General features: G+C 73.0%; 19 protein-coding genes. 12 read left to right on the forward strand and 7 right to left on the reverse strand.

Translation table 11 applies throughout. The features are described 5' to 3' along the window. Positions 1–457 precede the first annotated feature (457 nt). Positions 458–2008, reverse strand: a complete 1551-nt coding sequence (locus tag KVF89_RS13145; protein ID WP_257426034.1) for an FAD-dependent oxidoreductase — start codon at positions 2006–2008, stop codon at positions 458–460. A 129-nt stretch (positions 2009–2137) separates the two neighbouring features. On the opposite strand from KVF89_RS13145, the gene KVF89_RS13150 reads away from it, so the two are divergent. The 8 genes from KVF89_RS13150 to KVF89_RS13185 all read left to right on the forward strand — a co-directional run bounded on the left by KVF89_RS13150 (position 2138) and on the right by KVF89_RS13185 (position 12047). Next, positions 2138–3769 (forward strand): choice-of-anchor M domain-containing protein, encoded by a 1632-nt coding sequence (locus KVF89_RS13150; RefSeq protein WP_257426035.1) that lies wholly within the window; start codon positions 2138–2140, stop codon positions 3767–3769. Positions 3770–3858: 89 nt separating this feature from the next. Then, the gene (locus KVF89_RS13155; RefSeq protein ID WP_257426037.1) at positions 3859–6231 is read left to right on the forward strand and encodes a TIGR03773 family transporter-associated surface protein; all 2373 of its coding nucleotides are present in this window, start codon (positions 3859–3861) and stop codon (positions 6229–6231) included. Further along, positions 6224–7768, forward strand: coding sequence for an anchored repeat ABC transporter, substrate-binding protein (locus tag KVF89_RS13160; protein ID WP_257426038.1), 1545 nt, complete (start codon positions 6224–6226; stop codon positions 7766–7768). Before KVF89_RS13155 ends, KVF89_RS13160 begins: the two co-directional genes overlap by 8 nt. Beyond that, positions 7756–8718 carry a choice-of-anchor M domain-containing protein gene (locus tag KVF89_RS13165; protein ID WP_257426040.1) on the forward strand — a complete coding sequence of 321 codons (963 nt, stop codon included), beginning with the start codon at positions 7756–7758 and terminating at the stop codon, positions 8716–8718. Before KVF89_RS13160 ends, KVF89_RS13165 begins: the two co-directional genes overlap by 13 nt. Further along, positions 8715–9485: an anchored repeat-type ABC transporter ATP-binding subunit gene (locus tag KVF89_RS13170; protein WP_257426042.1), complete on the forward strand. Its 771-nt coding sequence runs from the start codon at positions 8715–8717 to the stop codon at positions 9483–9485. Before KVF89_RS13165 ends, KVF89_RS13170 begins: the two co-directional genes overlap by 4 nt. After that, positions 9482–10366: an anchored repeat-type ABC transporter permease subunit gene (locus KVF89_RS13175; protein ID WP_257426044.1), complete on the forward strand. Its 885-nt coding sequence runs from the start codon at positions 9482–9484 to the stop codon at positions 10364–10366. The genes KVF89_RS13170 and KVF89_RS13175 overlap by 4 nt, the downstream gene beginning before the upstream one ends. Continuing rightward, a complete protein-coding gene (locus KVF89_RS13180; RefSeq protein ID WP_257426045.1) occupies positions 10363–11364 on the forward strand; it encodes a permease in 1002 nt (333 codons plus the stop codon). Before KVF89_RS13175 ends, KVF89_RS13180 begins: the two co-directional genes overlap by 4 nt. After that, positions 11361–12047 (forward strand): TIGR03943 family putative permease subunit, encoded by a 687-nt coding sequence (locus tag KVF89_RS13185; protein WP_257426048.1) that lies wholly within the window; start codon positions 11361–11363, stop codon positions 12045–12047. The genes KVF89_RS13180 and KVF89_RS13185 overlap by 4 nt, the downstream gene beginning before the upstream one ends. Before the next feature lie 7 nt (positions 12048–12054). Here KVF89_RS13185 and KVF89_RS13190 read toward each other — a convergent pair whose 3' ends face one another. The 5 genes from KVF89_RS13190 to KVF89_RS13210 all read right to left on the reverse strand — a co-directional run bounded on the left by KVF89_RS13190 (position 12055) and on the right by KVF89_RS13210 (position 14217). Further along, a complete protein-coding gene (locus KVF89_RS13190; RefSeq protein WP_257426050.1) occupies positions 12055–12495 on the reverse strand; it encodes a VanZ family protein in 441 nt (146 codons plus the stop codon). 90 nt (positions 12496–12585) lie between these two features. Beyond that, positions 12586–12708, reverse strand: a complete 123-nt coding sequence (gene ykgO / locus KVF89_RS13195; RefSeq protein WP_257426051.1) for a type B 50S ribosomal protein L36 — start codon at positions 12706–12708, stop codon at positions 12586–12588. After that, positions 12705–12893, reverse strand: coding sequence for a 50S ribosomal protein L32 (gene rpmF, locus KVF89_RS13200; protein WP_257426053.1), 189 nt, complete (start codon positions 12891–12893; stop codon positions 12705–12707). Before rpmF ends, ykgO begins: the two co-directional genes overlap by 4 nt. Further along, entirely contained in the window at positions 12893–13957 is a 1065-nt protein-coding gene (locus KVF89_RS13205; protein WP_257426055.1) for a GTP-binding protein, read from the reverse strand. The genes rpmF and KVF89_RS13205 overlap by 1 nt, the downstream gene beginning before the upstream one ends. Next, positions 13954–14217: a type B 50S ribosomal protein L31 gene (locus tag KVF89_RS13210; RefSeq protein ID WP_257426057.1), complete on the reverse strand. Its 264-nt coding sequence runs from the start codon at positions 14215–14217 to the stop codon at positions 13954–13956. Before KVF89_RS13210 ends, KVF89_RS13205 begins: the two co-directional genes overlap by 4 nt. A 59-nt stretch (positions 14218–14276) precedes the next feature. Between KVF89_RS13210 and rpmB the strand changes: the two genes are divergently transcribed. From rpmB to rpsN, 3 genes are read left to right on the forward strand one after another with little or no spacing between them, the layout of a single operon-like run. Beyond that, positions 14277–14513, forward strand: a complete 237-nt coding sequence (gene rpmB, locus KVF89_RS13215; protein ID WP_257426059.1) for a 50S ribosomal protein L28 — start codon at positions 14277–14279, stop codon at positions 14511–14513. Between the two features lies 1 nt (position 14514). Continuing rightward, complete coding sequence (gene rpmG, locus KVF89_RS13220) at positions 14515–14694, forward strand: 50S ribosomal protein L33 (RefSeq protein WP_257426061.1); 180 nt, start codon at positions 14515–14517, stop codon at positions 14692–14694. Continuing rightward, complete coding sequence (gene rpsN, locus KVF89_RS13225; protein WP_257426062.1) at positions 14694–14999, forward strand: 30S ribosomal protein S14; 306 nt, start codon at positions 14694–14696, stop codon at positions 14997–14999. Before rpmG ends, rpsN begins: the two co-directional genes overlap by 1 nt. On the opposite strand, the gene KVF89_RS13230 is transcribed toward rpsN, so the two are convergent. Then, positions 14980–16011, reverse strand: a complete 1032-nt coding sequence (locus KVF89_RS13230) for a CobW family GTP-binding protein (RefSeq protein WP_257426064.1) — start codon at positions 16009–16011, stop codon at positions 14980–14982. The two genes, rpsN and KVF89_RS13230, sit on opposite strands and share 20 nt — an antisense overlap. Positions 16012–16070: 59 nt before the next feature. Here KVF89_RS13230 and KVF89_RS13235 point away from each other — a divergent pair, with 59 nt between their 5' ends. Then, entirely contained in the window at positions 16071–17345 is a 1275-nt protein-coding gene (locus KVF89_RS13235) for a YibE/F family protein (RefSeq protein ID WP_257426066.1), read from the forward strand. The last annotated feature ends 44 nt before the right edge of the window (positions 17346–17389 follow it).

Genomic DNA, 17389 nt, shown 5'->3' on the forward strand with positions numbered 1-17389 from the left:
GGCGAGGGTGGGGGCGCGGGTGATGTCGACGGAGTGCGCGGTCAGCTCGAAGGCCCGGGTGGGCAGGTAGTCGCTCACCCGCATCTCTCCGGCAGCGGTCTCCACCACGGGGTCCGCGCCTTCGAACAGGTCGAGCGCCAGCCCGGCCGCCTCCCGCGCCGCACGCTCCCTTTGAGCTGTTTGCGGGCGATTCATACCCTTGACGCTTCAAGCGTGGACGTGCACGCTGCCGATGTTGGTCCACGCGTCCGGGTCTTGACGGTCTTAAGGTTTACAGCGCCATTTCCGGTGCACGAGCGCCCGGGTAGTAGCAACAGCGCCGAGGTAGTCGAGACGCGTGCCCGAGTTGCCCTGGGTCGCTGCGGTCGTGCCGTGAGCGGCGGTCGCCTCCATCTACCCGGGTGCTAGGACATCTACCCGGGTGCTGTGGTGGGCGAATTCGTGCGGTGACCCGTAGTTACAAGCGGCGCCGGGCCCGCATGTCCTCCACGGCGAGCGACGCGAACGTCATCGCCGCGCCGAGGGGCGCGCCCGGACCCGGGTAGGCCGAGCCGAACACCGACGCGGTGGAGTTGCTGGCGGCGTACAGGCCGGGGATCGGGACATCGTGGGTGTCGAGCACCCGGGCGCTCGCGTCGGTGACCAGCCCGCCCTTGGTGCCGAGGTCGGAGAGCACGAACCGGGCGGCCGTGAACGGCCCCTTGTCGACCGGGACCAGCGCGGCCTCCGGTCCGCCGCCCCCGGCGAAGAAGGTGTCGTACTCGTCCTCGCCGCGGCCGAAGTCCTCGTCCTTGCCCGCCGCGGCGAAGGCGTTGTAGCGCTCGACCGTCGCGACCAGCGCGGCCGGGTCGAGTCCCGCGGCCACCGCGAGATCCTCGATCGTGTCCGCCTCCACCCACGTGCCGGCGGCGAGATGCTCGGCCCGCTCACCCTCGGGCATCGCGATCGCGGGGAGCCGGCCCTCCTCGCGGGAGTCGAAGACGAGCCAGGACGGTGTGCGGGCCGGGTCCTGGGCCATCACCCGGCCGAAGCGGTCATAGGGCAGGCACTCGTTGCCGTACCGCTGCGCGGCACCGTCGACCATGAGGCCGCCCCGGAAGCCGAGAGTGAACGCGCCACCGCCGTCGGGCTGCTGCAGGCCCGGGCAGAACCAACCCTCTCCCGTCCAGTCGGTGGCGGCGCCGATCTCCGCGGCCGCGTCGATCACCTCGCCGGTGTTGGTGCCGCGCGGCGCCATCGTCCATGCCGCGTCGCCGGGCGTCCCGTGGGCGGTACGACGCTCCGGACTGCCCTCGAAGCCGCCGGCCGCGACCAGGATCCCGTGTCGCGCCCGGACCTCGCCGGGACCGTCCGGGCCGGCGTAGCGGACCGTGGTGACGCGCCCGTCCACGTCCCGTCCGAAGTCCGTGACCTGACGGCCGGTCGCGATCGTGCCACCGTCGCGGACGGTGATCGCCGCGAGCCGGCCGATGAGCGCCTGGCCGCCGGAGAGGGTGGACCGGCCGGGACGCCCGGCGCGATCGCGCTCGACCGGCGGCCGGACCAGCGCGGCGACAGCGGGGTCGAGCTCCTCGCGCCGGATGCTCCTGGGCTGGATCGAGCGGCCCATCGGGACGCGCCCGGGTGCGTCGTAGTACTCCGAGAACGGGATCCACTCGAACTCCATGAGCGGGTCCGCCTCGAGCTGGGCGACCAGTCGCGGCGCCTGGGTGAGCAGTGCCTCGACCCGCTCCTCGTCGGGATGGTCGAGCACGGCCGCGAGGTAGGCCCGTGCGCCCTCGGTCGAGTCGGGCAGGCCCGCGCGCTGCTGCACGTCGCTGCCCGGCAGCCAGCAGGCGCCGCCTGAGTACGCCGACGTCCCGCCGATCAGCGGCGTCCGCTCGAGGACCAGGGTGCTGAGCCCGGCCGTGGCCGCGAGGGCGGCCCCGGTCAGGGCCCCGCCGCCGGACCCGACCACCACGACGTCGTACTCCCGCTGCAGGGCGTCCGCCCCGACCAAGCCGCTCATGGCGAAACGATAACGCGTTCTAGTTTCTCGTGAAGTGCTTGGCTGCCACCACCTGATGCAAATGATAATCGTTCTCATGTAGAGTCCGGGCTCCCGACGGAGCCGCCGTCGGTGGAGAGGGACGAATCCATGAGAACCATCAGCTCACTGACCGCGCTGGCACTCGCCGGCGGCGCGGTCGCCGTCGGCCTGGCCGCACCCGCGGTCGCGGCCGATCGGCCCGTGGTCCTCGACCGCGGTCACATCGACCTGTTCGAGGTCAGCTATGACCCGGCCAGCGCCGGCCTGAGACTGCAGGTGAAGGACGACACCGGCCTGTACGACGCCGGTGCCACGTTCCGCGATGCCGCGGATGTGACCATCGCGATCGACGACCAGACCGCCGCCATCCAGGTGCCCGGCCCGGGGGTGCCGAACGCGGGGCAGTACGCGTTCCTGGGCGCACCCGGCGACACCGTCTACATGCTGCCGCAGACCCAGAACCCGCAACTGCCGTGGCCGGGCTGGAGTACCGAGCGGCTGATGTCCACGCTCCCGTCGGGCACCGAGCTGCCGACCGCGGAGAACGCCGTCCAGCTCGACGTCGAGGTCGACGGTCCCGGCGCGGTGCACAGCTTCATGAACAACTCCTTCGGCGGAGTCGAGAAGCACTATGTCGACAGCACCGACGGTGGTCCCGACGTCATCCCGATCACCCGCAGCGCGCACGTCCACACGAACTGGACCTTCTCCGAGAAGGGCGACTACACCTTCGACGTCACGCCGCGGGCCACGACGACCGCTGGCGGCACACTCAGCGGTCCGACTGCCAGCTACCACATCCGCGTCGGCGACCCGGCGCCCGCGGACCTCGGCGTCGAGGTCACGCCCAACAAGCCCGGCGCGACGTATCTCTACGGACAGGGCATCACGCTCACGGCGGCGCCGACCGCCGCGACCGACCTCGACCACTACCACTGGTTCATCAAGCGTCCCGGCGGACCGGACTACGCGATCAGCAGCGCGTCCAGCACGGCCGAGCTCAAGCTGCCGACGTCCCTGGTCTGGGACGGCGCGCAGGTCTACGCCAATCTCTACGACCACGCCCACAACGTGGTCGCGTCCTCCGAGCCGCTGACCCTGCACGTGTCGCAGCTGCCGCAGGTGACCACGCTCACCGCTCGGGCCGACAAGGCGTCGTACGCCGTGGGGGAGACCGCGCACTTCACCTCGAGCCAGAGCCCGGAGACCGGTGAGGACCACTTCCACTGGTACGTCCGCAAGCCGGGCGAGGAGTTCTTCACCTACATCCCCGACTCCAACCAGGCCACCGCGGACCTGCCGATCACCGCGGACCTGCAGGGCGCCGAGGTCGTCGCCCGGATCTTCGACCACGACCACGCGGTCATCGCCGAGTCGGCGCCCGTCGTGGTGAGCCTCGCGTCCGGCGCCGCACCCACCCCGACGCAGCCGCCCGCCGCGGGCAAGGCGGTCAGCCAGGTCGAGGTGAAGGTCAAGCCGAAGCGGCTCACGCCCGGCAAGCGCGGCAAGGTCGAGGTCGCGGTCACCGTCCCGCAGTCGCCGGGCGCCGGTGCGACCGGCAAGGTCGTCGTCCGCGTCGGCGGGAAGAAGATCGCCACCGGCACGGTGCGGGCCGACGGCAGGACCGTGGTCAGGCTGCCTCGGCTCAAGGCGGGCAAGCACCGGATCAAGGTCGTCTACAAGGGCGACGCCGGCACGGAGAAGTCGAGCACGACGCAGGTCGTGAAGGTCCGCCGCTGACCTCCCGGTGACCTGACGGCTCTCCGCCTCGGGGCGGGGCCGGTCTCGGGCCGGTCCCGCCCCTCCTCACCCAGACTCGGAAAGTCCCCATGAAGACAACCCTTCGCCCGCTGCCCACGCTGCATCGCGCCCTGTTCGCGACCGGCGCCGCCCTCCTCCTGCTCGTCATGGGCGGGTTCCCCGGGGCTCCGGTCCACGCCGACCCGGCCGCGGTCGGGGCCGGCCCGACGGTGCTGCGTACCGTCGACGGGCCGGTCACGGTGCTGGACGTGGCCTCGGCGCTGGACGGCACGGCGCGGCTCGGGCTGGTCCAGGCCGGGCAGGCCTACGAGCCCGCTCGCGTGGTCGTCGAGGTCGACGAGGCGGCGTTCGGCGAGGGAGTGCCGCTGGGCTGGAGCACGCGCCGTGCTCCGACAGCGGAGCCGGAGGCGACCCTCGACGTCGACCTGACGGTCACCGGACCGGGCCGGGTGCTCGTCCAGGATGTCGAACCCGACGGAGTACGCGTCGACCTGATCGACACCGGCGACGACCGGCCCGACGTCCTCGCGCTCCCGCCCGGCAGGGAGGGCCGGCCGCTGTGGTCCTTCGGCGTGCCCGGACGGTATGTCGTGGACGCGGCCCTCGGCGGCGCGACGGCCACCTACGTACTCGATGTCCGAGCCGCCGCGGAGGAGCCGGCCGGGCCGGCCCCGACCGAGCCGCAGCCGGTCGAGCCCGCGCCCGTCGAGGTGCCACCCGTCGATGTGCCGGCCGACGTACCCCCGGCGTCGCCGGAGCCCGCGCCGCCGGTGGCACCGGCGAAGCAGCAGGACGCGTGCGCCGTCCCGGGCCTGCCGGCCGACGTGGTCCGGGTCAGCGACGGCCACTTCGACTACGGCGTGCAGGTCGCCGGCGGTCGGCTCGGCTCACGGGTCAAGGACGACCGCACCAGCCCGCCGACCTGGCGTGACCCGGCCGCGATGCTGTTCGAGATCGGCGAGCCGGCCCGCCGGCAGGTGCCGGCCAACCCCGCTCTCGCCTTCCTCGGTACGGCGGGCAGCGACATCTGGACCATCGGCCAGGTCCAGGAGAGCGGCGTGCCGTGGCTCGGGTGGAACACCCAGCACGAGAGCGCCATCGGCAACATCCAGGGCGCCACGACCTGGCGGCTCGACTCGGTCGAGGGCCCCGGTCAGCTGTTCGTCTACCAGACCGGGTCGTTCGGTGCGGTGTCCCCCGTGCTCGGCATGGCGGACGGCTGGCCCCGGAGCACCGTCGTTCCGGCCAACGTCCACGCGCATGGCAACTGGTCCTTCACACAGCCCGGCGTCTACCGGGTCACCACCACGCACCTGGCGCGGCTGACGTCGGGCGCGGACGCGTCCAGTACCGGCACGCTCACCTTCCGGGTCGGCCCCTGCGCCCAGCCGGCCCCGGGCCCGGTGGGCGACGCCGGGGCCGGGAGCGCCGGGGACAAGAAGGGCGGCAAGGGCAAGAAGAGCAAGGGCGAGGAGCACCCGGAGGCCACCGCAGGAGCCGCACCGGCATCGCCGACCCCGATGCCCGCCCGCGTCCCCGTGGCGTGCGCGCCGGTCACCGGTGGCGAGGGCAGCGGGTCGACCGGGGCGAGGACGGACGCCGGTGACGAAGCCGCGGCCCCCCAGACCCCACAGACGCCGCAGACATCGCAGGCCACGGTGGGCGACGGCCACTTCGACTTCGGCTCGGTGATCGAGGGCACGACGATGCAGGCGCGGGTCAAGGACGACCGGACCCAGCCACCGAGCTGGGTGGAGCCGGAGTCGCTGCGGTTCGCGATCGGCGGCTCCGCGCAGCAGGAGGTGCCCGCCGGAGCGGCGTACGCCTTCCTCGGCTCCCCGGGCGCCAGGATCTGGCTGATCCCCCAGACCCAGGCGAGCGGCGTGCCGTGGCTGGGCTGGAACACCCAGCACGAGACCGTGCGGCAGCAGGTCCGCGGCCCCGTGCGCTACCGGCTCGACGGCGTGAGCGGCCCCGGCAAGCTCGCGGTCTACCTCACCGACTCGTTCGGCGGCGTCGGGCAGAAGATGTTCGGCAACGTGAGCGGCTTCCCGCAGGCGTTCGACGTGCCGCTCAACGTGCACGCCCATGGCAACTGGGCCTTCACCGCACCCGGCACCTACCAGGTGACCATCACCCAGTCGGCAACGCTGACCGACGGCACGGCCGTCTCCGACCAGGCGACGCTGACCTTCGTGGTCGGCGGCGGGTCTGGCGGCGGGTCTGGCGGCGGAGGCCGCAGCGTCGGCCTGACCGTGCCCCTGGCGGTGCCCCAGGCTCCGCTTCCGGCCGCCGCGCCCGCGGATGACTGCGTCATCCCGGCGACGGGCGCCGACGACAGCCTCACCCTGCTGCTGCCTCTCGGCGTCACGCTGGTGGTGACCGGCGCGGCCGTGCTCGGCGTACGCCGCCGGGCGATCCGTCGCTTCGCCCATGCGTAGGCGGGTCGCGGGTGGCGCGGCGCTCGTCGTCCTCCTGACGGCCTGCGCCGCGCCACCCACGCTCTCGGCGAACGACGGCCGGCTCCAGGTGGTCACCACCACCGGGCTGATCGCCGACCTCGTCCGCAACGTCGGTGGCGAGGACGTGAACGTGGTCTCCCTCGTGCCGGACGGTGCGGACCCGCACAGCTACGAGCCGAGCCTGCGCCGCGCACGTGACGTGGTCTACGCCGACGCCGCCTTCAGCAACTACCTGCTGCTGGAGGAGCACAGCGTGATCAAGGTGCTCGACGCCAACCTGCCCGACGACGCCATCAACGTCTCGCTCGCCGAGGACGCGGTGAAGTACGCCGCCGAGATCATCCCGCTCGTCGAGAAGGTCAACCTCGACACCATCTGGCTGGGACTGCGGGTCCACGGCCGTGGCGAGCAGTACGGCGCCACGCGCGCCTCCGACGTGCTCCTCTCCGCCACCGCGATGACCGGTCCCGGCCGAGTGGTCGGCTACATCACCGGCTCCTTCGGCGATCCCGAGGTCTACTTCGACTCGGGCGACGGCTTCGACGCAGCGGACGGCTACCGCGACGACACCGCCGTGCTGCCCGCGGACGCGCACACCCACATGTCGTGGTCGTTCTCGGAGCCGGGGGTCTACACGGTCGACTTCGCGGCGCGGCTGCAGGTGGACAGCGGCGCGAAGTCGATGCCGATCGGGGCGACGACCGTGACCTTCGCGGTCGGTGTCCCGCCCGAGGACGCCGGCGACGGCAGGGCGCTGGACCGGGGCCACGCCGATGTGACCGTCGACCTTGACGGGGGCGATCTCGACCTCCGCTACGACGCCGAGGGCGGCGGTGAGCACAGCCAGGAGGAGCTCGACCCGGCGGAGGTCGTCGTCGACGTGCCCGCGAAGGCACTGGTCGAGATCCCCGGCGACGATCGGCTCGGCTTCCTCGGCCGGCCGGGCACGCCTGTCTACCAGCTCCCGCAGGCCGTGCTCGGCAAGCACATTCACGGCGAGATCGACCCGCACCTGTGGCAGGACGTCGGCAACGTGATGGCCTACGCCGAGCTGATCCGCGACACCCTGATCGACGCGGACCCCGAGCGCGCGCTGGCCTACCGGGAGCGGGCCGATGCCTACCTCGCGGAGCTGGAGCAGCTCGACGCGTACGTCCGGGACACGATCGCCGAGGTGCCGGAGCGCCGCCGCTACCTGGTGACGACCCACGACGCGTTCGGCTATCTCGCCCATGCCTACGGCCTCCAGGTCGCCGGCTTCGTCACCCCCAACCCGGCCACCGAGCCGTCGCTGGCCGACCGCCGCAAGCTGGTCGGGACGATCCGCACCCTCGGGGTGCCCGCGGTCTTCCTCGAGCCGAACCTGCGCGCCCGGTCGTCCGTGCTCACCCAGGTCGCCGACGAGGAGGGCATCGACGTCTGTGCCATCTACGGCGACGCCTTCGACGACCGGGTGACCGACTACGTCCAGATGATGCGCTTCAACGCGGAGGAGATCCGATCGTGTCTCTCGTGAGACTGCCCGCCCTCGTGCTGGCACTGTCCACCCTGCTCGTGCCGGCCGCGGTGGCCGCGCCCGACGACCCGACCCCGACGGTCCCGCCGGACGACGGCGCCCTCCAGCAGACCATCGACCCCGACCAGGAGGTCGCCACCGACGACGTCGTCCTGGAGGCCGGCCACGTCGACCTGGGCCCGCGCGACGTGGACGGCGCGTGGACGCTGATGGTCCATGACGACACCCGGCTCGAGGGCTCGGTCTGGCGCCCGCTCGAGCACGCGGTGATCCGGGTGCGCGACACCGGCATGCAGCAGGTGCCCGACGACCCGGCGTACGCCTTCCTCGGTGTCGATCCCGGCACCGGCGTGCACGTCGTACCCCAGACGCAGAACCCCGAGGTGGTGTGGCTCGGCTGGAACACGCAGGACCCCTCGGTGCTGGAGACCGTCGACCGCGGCGTCACTCTGACGCTGAAGGGGGTCGACGGTCCCGGCCACCTGGTCGTCTACCTGCAGGACGGCGGCTTCGGCGAGCCGGACGTGCTCTGGGACTCGCGTGAGCTCGACGGGCGTGACGTCGCTGACCAGGACCTGTGGGTCGACGTCAACACCCACACCCACGCCAACTGGGTGTTCAGCGAGCCGGGTGTCCACCTCGTGTCGATCGCGGCCACCGCGACGCTCGTCGACGGCACCGAGCAGACCACGACCGGCACGCTCCGGCTGGCGGTCGGCGACGCCACCGATCCGGAGCAGGCCCGCCGCGCCGAGGCGAGCGCACCGGGCACGAGTGGCGTGGCGCCCTCCGCTGCCGATACGGAGGCGGCCGAGGAAGGCGGTACGCCGGTCTGGCCGTGGGGCGTCGGCGCCGGAGCGGTCGTCCTCGTCGGCGTGCTGCTGGCGGTGGTCACGCGCGGGCGTCGTACCCGGGCCCGGGCACTGGCCGACGACGGGAGCGGCCGATGACGACCGGCCTGCAGGTGCGTGGCCTGGACGTCGACCTCGGCGGCCGGCCGGTGCTGCGCGGAGTCGACCTCGACCTCCGCCCCGGTGAGCTCGTCGGCCTGATCGGCCCCAACGGGGCCGGCAAGACCACCTTGCTGCGCGGCATCCTCGGCCTGACCCGGGTGCGTGCCGGAGAGGTGCGCATCGACGGCCGACCGGTACGCCGCCGGCGCGGCGAGATCGGCTACGTCCCCCAGCGCCACGAGTTCGCCTGGGACTTCCCGATCTCGGTCGAGCAGGTGGTGCTCACCGGTCGGTCGGGGGGCCTGCGTCCCGGTCGCGGGCCCGGGGTCGCGGACTGGAGGGCGGTGGACCGGGCGCTGCGCCTGGTCGCGATGACCGACCTGCGCCGCCGTCCGGTCGGCGAGCTGTCCGGCGGCCAGCGGCAGCGGGTGCTGGTGGCGCGGGCGCTCGCGCTGGACCCGTCGGTGCTGCTGCTCGACGAGCCGTTCACCGGCCTGGACCTGCCGACCCAGGAGTCGCTGCTCGCGATGTTCACCGCGCTCGTGGACGGAGCGGAGGGGGAGGCACGTGCGGTCCTGATGACCACGCACGACATCGCCTCCGCGCTGTTCGCCTGCCGCCGTGTCGTCCTGCTCAACCAGACGGTGGTCGCGACCGGGACCGCCGACGAGCTCCGGGCCCGCCCCGACGCGTGGTCGAGCACCTTCGGCGTGGGTGTCGACAGTCCGTTCCTGCGGGTGCTGGACGCAGGAGTGACGGTATGAGCCCGCTCGACTTCCTCGACGACCTGACCAACCCCGACCTGCGCTTCCTGCCCAAGGCGCTGGCAGTGGCGATGATGTCCTCGATCGTGTGCGGGGTCGTCGGCTGCTACGTCGTGCTGCGCGGCATGGCGTTCATCGGGGACGCCGTCGCCCATGCCGTCTTCCCCGGCCTCGCCGTCGCGTTCGTGCTGTCCGGCAACCTGATCGTCGGTGGGACGATCGCGGGTGTCCTCACCGCCGTCCTCATCGCGGTGTTCAGCCAGGGGCGGCGCCTCAAGGAGGACTCGGTGATCGGGATCTTCTTCGTCGCCGCGTTCGCGCTGGGCGTCGTGATCATCTCCCGGGCGCCGGGGTACGCCGGGTCGCTGCAGCAGTTCCTGTTCGGCTCGATCGCCGGCGTGCCCGACCGCGACCTCGCCGTGATCGCCGTGACGGGCCTCGTGGTCCTGACCGTGCTGTTCCTGCTCCATCACGGGCTGGTCGCCGTCACGCTCGACCGGGAGCTGGCGCGGGTCCTCGGCCTGCGGGTCTTCCTCCACGACCTGGTCCTCTACGTCCTGGTCACGCTGGCCGTGGTGATGTCGGTGCAGACGATCGGCAACGTCCTGGTGCTGGCGCTGCTGGTGGCGCCCGCCGCGACGGCGCGGCTGCTGACCGACCGGCTCGGCGTGATGATGACCCTCGCCCCCGTGGTCGGCGTGCTCGGCGCGACCGTGGGGCTCTACGTGTCGTGGTCGTGGGACCTGCCCGTCGGCGGCACGATCGTGCTGGTGCTGGCGGCCGCCTTCCTCCTCGCCTGGCTCGCCGCGCCCCGGCACGGCGTCCTCGCCGTCATGGCACGGGCCGGCTCGGGCCTCGGTCGTCCCGAGGTCCGGCCGTGACGACAGCGAGCCCGCCGGCTCCGTCCCGGGGCGGGGGCGCGGACCTGCAGGTGTGGCTGGTCCTGGGTGTGCTGCTGGCAGCGGTGCCGGCGCAGCGGCTGCTCGGCGATCGCCTGGAGGGCGCCGCCTTCCAGACCTGGGCCACCGTCTTCCTCGCCATCGTCGTCCAGTCGATCCCGTTCCTCGTCCTGGGCGTGCTGCTCTCGGGCCTGATCTCCGCGCTGCTGTCCGAGCGGGTCGTCTCCCGGGCCCTGCCGCGGAACCCCGTGCTGGCGGTGCCGGTCGCGGGGATCGCCGGGATCGGCCTGCCCACGTGCGAGTGTGCCGCGGTGCCCGTGGCCTCCGGGCTGGCCCGGCGCGGCGTACCCGCACCCGTCGCGCTGACGTTCCTGCTCGCCGCGCCCGCGATCAACCCGGCCGTCATCATCTCCACCGCGGTCGCCTTCCAGGGCCGCACCGACATGGTCGTCGGCCGGTTCGTCGCCTCCCTGCTGGTCGCCGTGGTGATCGGCTGGATCTACGTCGGTGTCGCCGGCCGGGTGCCCGCGCTGCGCCTGCCCCGGATCAGCGAGGTCCGCCACGCGCATGGCAACGACACGAGGTGGTCCCGGTTCGTCGGTGCGGCCTGGCACGACCTGCTCCCCGCCGGCGGCTTCCTCGTGATCGGCGGGATGGTCGCGGCGGCGGTCAACGTGCTCGTCCCGGTGAGCATCGTGGAGTCGGTCGCCGGTCAGTGGCTGGCCGGCATCGTCGTGCTCGCCGCCTTCGCCTTCCTCGTCGCGCTGTGCTCCGAGGCCGACGCCTTCGTGGCGGCCAGCCTCACGGCGTTCTCCGACACCGCGAAGCTGGTCTTCCTCGTCGTGGGCCCCGTCATGGACATCAAGCTCGCCGCGATGGAGGCGGGCCAGTTCGGCCGCGGCTTCGCGGTCCAGTTCGTGCCACTCGTCCTGGTGGTCGCCACCGTGATCGCCTCCGTCGTCGGGTGGGTGCTGCTGTGAACCGGAACGCCCAGGCCGTCGTCCTCGCCGCGATCGGTGCGGTCGCCCTGCGGGTCGGCATCACCGACGAGTACGCCCGCTATGTCAACGACTGGATGAGGTGGCCGCTCGTCGTCAGCGGTGGCGCGATGGTGGCGCTTGCCTTCCTCGCGGTGTTCAGCCGCGACCACGACGACAGCGAGGCGTCGTCGGCGGTGTGGGCCATGCTGCTCCCGGTCGTGATCGCCTTCGTCGTCCAGCCGCCCGCCCTCGGCGCGTACGTCGCCGAGCGCCGGTCCAACGACGTGAGCGCCGTGCAGTACGACAGGGCCGCGGTCGCGCCGCTGCCAGCGGGCCGGGTCAGCGACCTGCTGGTCTCGGAGTTCGTCGCCTACGCCTCGGTGTACGGCGAGGTGCTGGCCGGTGCGCAGGTACGGCTGCGCGGCTTCGTCACCCACGACGAGGACGGCTGGTACGTCACCCGGCTCTCGATCAGCTGCTGCGCCGCGGACGCGCTGGCCTTCCGGGTCCGGGTCGATGGCGCCGACGGGGTCGACGGGTCCGCGCCCGGCGACGAGGAGTGGGTCGAGGTCGTCGGAACCTGGGTCGAGGGGACCGGCGAGGGAGTCGGAGCCGAGGACGCGCCGGTCCTCACCGCCACCGAGATCACGCCGACGGACCCGCCGAAGCGCCCCTACGAGTGACCGCTCCTCAGTACTGCCGCGCGCGCTGGGCCGTCGGCCCGTCCAGGTGGACCGGCCGGTGACCGATCCGGCTGAACGGCGCGGCGAGGATCGCGCCGAGCAGGCCGCCGAGGCCGTTGTGCCACACGTCGGCCAGCGACGGCACCCGGGTCGGGAGGAACTGCTGCTGCGCCAGCTCGATGCACGCTGATGCGAGCACCGTCACCGCCGCCGCGAGGAGCGGTCGGCCGAGCAGGACCGCGAGCAGGAAGCCGGCCGGCACGAAGAGGGCCACGTTCGCGATCACCTCGGTCTCGCTCCAGTCCAGCCGTCCGTCGCTGGCCCGCCGCGCCGCCGCCCCGGCCAGGTCGAACGCCCACCGGCCCGCCGACGGGTCGGCCAGGGTGAGCCGGGCGACGACGACGGAGTAGCAGGCCAGGAGGACGGCGGCGACGGGGCGGCGGATCATGCTCTCGACGCTAGGTCGGCCGATCGGGCCGGACATCGGTCGCGGGTGCCGTCGGCCGGTACCTGGGGACCGGTCCCCAGGTACCGACCGTCAGCCCTGGCGTCCCTTCATCCGAGGGTTCCGCTTGTTGATCACGTAGATCCGCCCGCGGCGGCGGACCACCTGCGCGCCCGGCTGGCGCTTCAGCGACCGGATCGAGTTGCGCACCTTCACCGCTTGGTCCTCCTGCCCGTCGTGGGGTCGACCAGTCCGTCCATCACCGCGCCGATCAGCCGTCGGGGCACCCGGTGGGTGCGGCCGTCGATGGTCACCGGCACCAGGTCCGGCGCCGTCGCCTTCCACTGTGCCCGGCGGTGCCGGGTGTTGCTGCGGGAGGTCCGGCGCTTGGGTACTGCCATCACGCCACCTGCCGGATAGGGCCCAGCCAGGGCTCGAAGCCGTCCTCGCTGACCGACCAGGTGCCGCGCTCGCCCTCGGCGACCAGCAGCTCCTCGAAGGCCGGGCGCAGGTGCGCGGGCGCCGCACCGACACCGGTGAGCACGATGCGGGTGAACGCGGCGCGACGGCCCCAGCCGGCATGGTCGCCGATGCTGAGCTGGCCGCCCGCGCCGTCCCACTCCAGCGCGCGCCCGGACCGGGTCGGCAGCCAGAAGCAGCCTCGCGAGCGGTGGGCTCCGCCACCGATGAGCTCGAGCGACTCCAGCAGCCGGTCGGGGTGGAACGGTCGGGGCGCCCGCAGGTCGACCCGCCACACGCCCTCGGTCCTGATGTCGGGCAGCGCGTGGGCTCGGGTGGGGCTGGTCCAGTCGTCGCTGTGTGCGCGCTGGTGCAGGCTCCCCAGCAACTGCCGGCTCTCCAGGCCGTGGCCGCCTTCGAGCACCGGGACGCCCGGGCGGGCCAGGGCCTCGACCAGGCCCCGCGCGACCGGGTCGGGACCGTCGTCGAAGGTCAGCACGTCGGCGTACTCCACCATCGCGGCCAGCACCTCGCCGACGCCACGACGATCGTCGGCCGCGCAGTGCAGCCCGCGGTCGGCGAGCAGGTCGTCGCCGAGCAGGTCGCGCACGGGATGACGGGTGCCGAGCGCCGTGACGACCGTGGCGACCCGCAGGAAGCGGGCCAGGCGGGTGTCCCAGGTGAGCACCGAGCACAGGTGCCCCGCCTCGGCGCCCACGGGGAGGTGGGCGACGATGCTGTGCCAACGGCCGTCGCGGGCGAGGCGTTCGAGCGTCGGCACGATGTCCTCGCGGATGGCGCACGTGACGCACGCATGCTCGAGCAGGAGCTCGTGGGTCTCGACGACGCCGGACAGGTCGCTGACCGTCCGGGTGAGCAGGCCGCGCTCCGGGTCGATCTCGTGGCGCACCGCGACGGCGTCGGGCAGGCCGAACTGCAGGCCGACCATCGTCGTGGCCATGGCGTCCGGGTCGACTCCGGTCAGCAGGACGACAGGCACCCTCATCGCGCGCCGCCCCGCCGGCCGTACCGCCGCTCGAACGCCTCGACGCGACCCTCGGTGTCGAGCACCCGGCCCTGGCCGGTCCAGAGCGGGTGGCTGTGCACGCTCACGTCGACGTCCACGACCGGGTACGACGTCCCGTCGACCTCGACCCTCCGGCCGTCCACCCCGTCGACGAGCGTCGACCGGGTGAGCATCAGGTCGCCCGTCGCGCGGTCGCGGAAGACGACGGGCCCGTAGGCGGGGTGGATGCCCTGTTTCATCGCTTGCTCCTTGCGGTTAGAATGAGAATCATTCTCAATCATAGAGCAGGAGGGAAGCGATGTCACAGGTGTGCCAGGTCACCGGGGCCAGCCCCGGGTTCGGCAACCACGTGTCGCACTCGCACCGACGGACCCGACGGCGCTTCGACGTCAACATCCAGCGCAAGCGCTACTGGGTCCCGTCCTTGGGGCGACACATCACGCTGCGGGTCTCCGCCCGCGGCATCAAGACCATCGACCAGCGGGGGATCGAGGCCGTCGTGGCCGACCTCCGGGCCCGAGGAGAGAGGCTCTGACATGGCCGGATCGAAGGGGAAGGCATCCGACGTGCGCCCGATCGTGAAGCTCCGCTCCACCGGCGGGAGCGGCTACACCTACGTCACTCGCAAGAACCGCCGCAACGACCCCGACCGGCTGCGGCTGCGCAAGTACGACCCCGTGCTGCGCCGCCACGTCGAGTTCCGCGAGGAGCGCTGATGGCCTCGCAGGCGAAGATCGCCGCCGAGGCGCGGCGCCGGGCCACCGTCGCGAGGTACGCCGACCGGCGGGCCCTGCTCAAGGAGCGGGTCCGCCGCGCCGCGCCGGGCTCGGCCGAGCTGGCCGAGGCGGTCCGGGCGCTCGCCCGGCTGCCGCGGGACGCCTCGCCCGTGCGGCTCCGCAACCGCGACCAGGTCGACGGCCGTCCGCGCGGCTACCTGCGCAAGGCCGGGCTCTCGCGGATCCGGTTCCGGGCCCTGGCCCACCGCGGTGAGCTGCCCGGGATCACGACGTCGAGCTGGTGAGGCGCCGGAGCCGCTCCAGGATCCGCAGCCCGTCGGGATCGGGCTCGGTCGCGGGAGCGAGGGCCGCCCGCAGCCGGCGCGCGGCCGAGGCGGCGTCCAGTCCGATGCCGATCGCGACCAGCTCGCTGCCGGCGGGTGCCGGGCGGAGGCCGGCGACATGGACCTGGCCGCCGACCACGTTGACGACGTACCCCCGGCGGCCGCGGGCGGTGTCGACCGCGACCGTCCCCTTCATCCGGTAGGCGCCGGTGGGCGGCGCGAGCAGCACGTCCGCCACGCGGCCGGGTGACACGGCGTCGTCGGTGCGGACGGAGGCGGACGCCGCGTGCGGGCCGTGCTCGTCGTCGGTCGCGGCGCGCTCGGCGCGCAGCAGCGCGGCGAGGGGGAGCTGGTCCGGCGGGTCCTCGGTCAGCGCGACGTCATGGATCAGGGCGGGATCGACCCGGCCGCGCGAGGTGCGGACGACGTGCGCGGCCGGGTTCACCTCGCGGACCCGGCCCTCGATCGCCGTGAGCGTGTCCTCGCGGGTCGCCGCGGGGAGCAGATCCACCTTGTTGACCACCACGAGCGTGGCTACCGAGAACCGGGCGGGCGGCATGCCGCCGTCGTCGACCGTGGTGAAGTACTCCACCGCGTCGATCACGTCGACCACCCCGCCGGGTCGCACCCGTGGCGCCGCGCTGCCCTGGATCATCTGCGCCAGCGCGCCCGGCTCGGCGAGCCCGCTCGCCTCGACCACGATGGCGTCGAGTGCGAGCCGGGGGTTCGCGAGCTTCTCCAGCGCGGCGTCCAGGCCCGACACGTCCTCGAGACAGCACAGGCAGCCGCCCGCGATCGACACCGGCTCGTCGACCTGTCCGGTGACCAGGCCGACGTCGACGTTGATCGCGCCGAAGTCGTTGACGATCACGCCGATCCGCGCGCCGGGCTGGCGCAGCAGCCGGTTGAGCAGGGTGGTCTTGCCCGCGCCGAGGTGCCCGGTCAGGGCGGTCACGGGCACGTGCGGGCTCACGTCCCCAGCCTAGTTGACAACGATTCTCATATCGGGGCCGGTCGTGGCAGGGTGTCCGCGTGAACAGCCATCGCGGCCGGGGACACGGACACGGCCACGGCCACTCCCATCGGGCGGACCGCGACCCGGAGGACCAGATCCAGGTCGGTACGACGGCCCGGACCGTCCTGCTGTCCACCCTCGCCCTCGCCCTGATCGGCACGCTGGCCGGGATCGCGATCTGGTGGCCGCCCGGTGACGCGGCCGCCCGCCGCGCCGAGAGCGGCGGTGCCGCGGCCCAGTTCGCCGCCCCCGGCGTGACCTTCCCGTCCGCCGACGTGGTCGCCGTGGCCGAGCGCTGCTCGGGCCGGACCGGGCTGCCCGACGGGTCCGGCTGCAGCACCGTCACCGTGCTGGTCGACGGCGAGGACGAGCCGATCCGTCTCGACGTACCCCCGGAGGTCGTCGAGTCCGGGCTCGCGAAGGGCGACCGTGTCGAGCTGCTCCGCACGCCGGCGCCCGAGGAGGCGCCCGACCAGGGTGCGACGTACTCCTATTTCGCCACCGAGCGCTACGGGACCCTGGTCTGGCTGGGCGTGCTCTTCGTCGCGGTCGTGCTCGCGGTCGCGCGGTGGCGCGGACTGCTTGGCCTGGTCGGTCTCGCGTTCGGCGGCGCCGTCGTGTGGTGGTGGATGCTGCCGGCGCTGCTCGACGGCGCCTCCGGCGTCGGTGTCGCGCTGACCAGCGCATCCGCGATCATGTTCGTCGTCCTCTACACGACACACGGCTTCTCACTGCGCACGAGCACCGCCCTCGCCGGGACACTGCTCGGCATCGTGCTCACCGCCGGCATCGGCGTGGTCGCCATCGGCGACGCCCGGCTCACCGGCATCAGCGACGAGACGGGCGCGATCCTGGCCTCCTTCGGCGCCCTCGACTTCCAGGCGCTGCTCGGCTGCGCCCTCGTCATCGCGGGGCTCGGCGTGCTCAACGACGTCACCATCACGCAGGCCTCGGCCGTCTGGGAGCTGCGCGCCGCCACGCCGCACGCCTCGCGCACGGCCGTCTTCACCAGCGCCATGCGGATCGGCCGCGACCACATCGCCTCGACGATCTACACCATCGTCTTCGCGTACGTCGGTACGGCGCTGATCCTGTTGATGCTGCTGCGCGTCTACGACCGCCCGCTGATCGACCTGATCTCGACCGAGCAGCTCGCCGAGGAGGTCATCCGCACGCTGGTCACCTCGATCGGGCTGGTCCTCGCCGTGCCGGTCACCACCGCGATCGCCGCACTCATCGCCGCCCCGCGGCCGGAGGCCGTGGCGTCACCTGGTGCAGGAATCACCTCTTAAGTGGCGATTCCCGCGCCTACTGACCGTTGCAACGGTCAGTAAGC

This window comes from Nocardioides carbamazepini, from assembly GCF_024614185.1.
GTDB classification, from domain to species: domain Bacteria; phylum Actinomycetota; class Actinomycetes; order Propionibacteriales; family Nocardioidaceae; genus Nocardioides; species Nocardioides carbamazepini.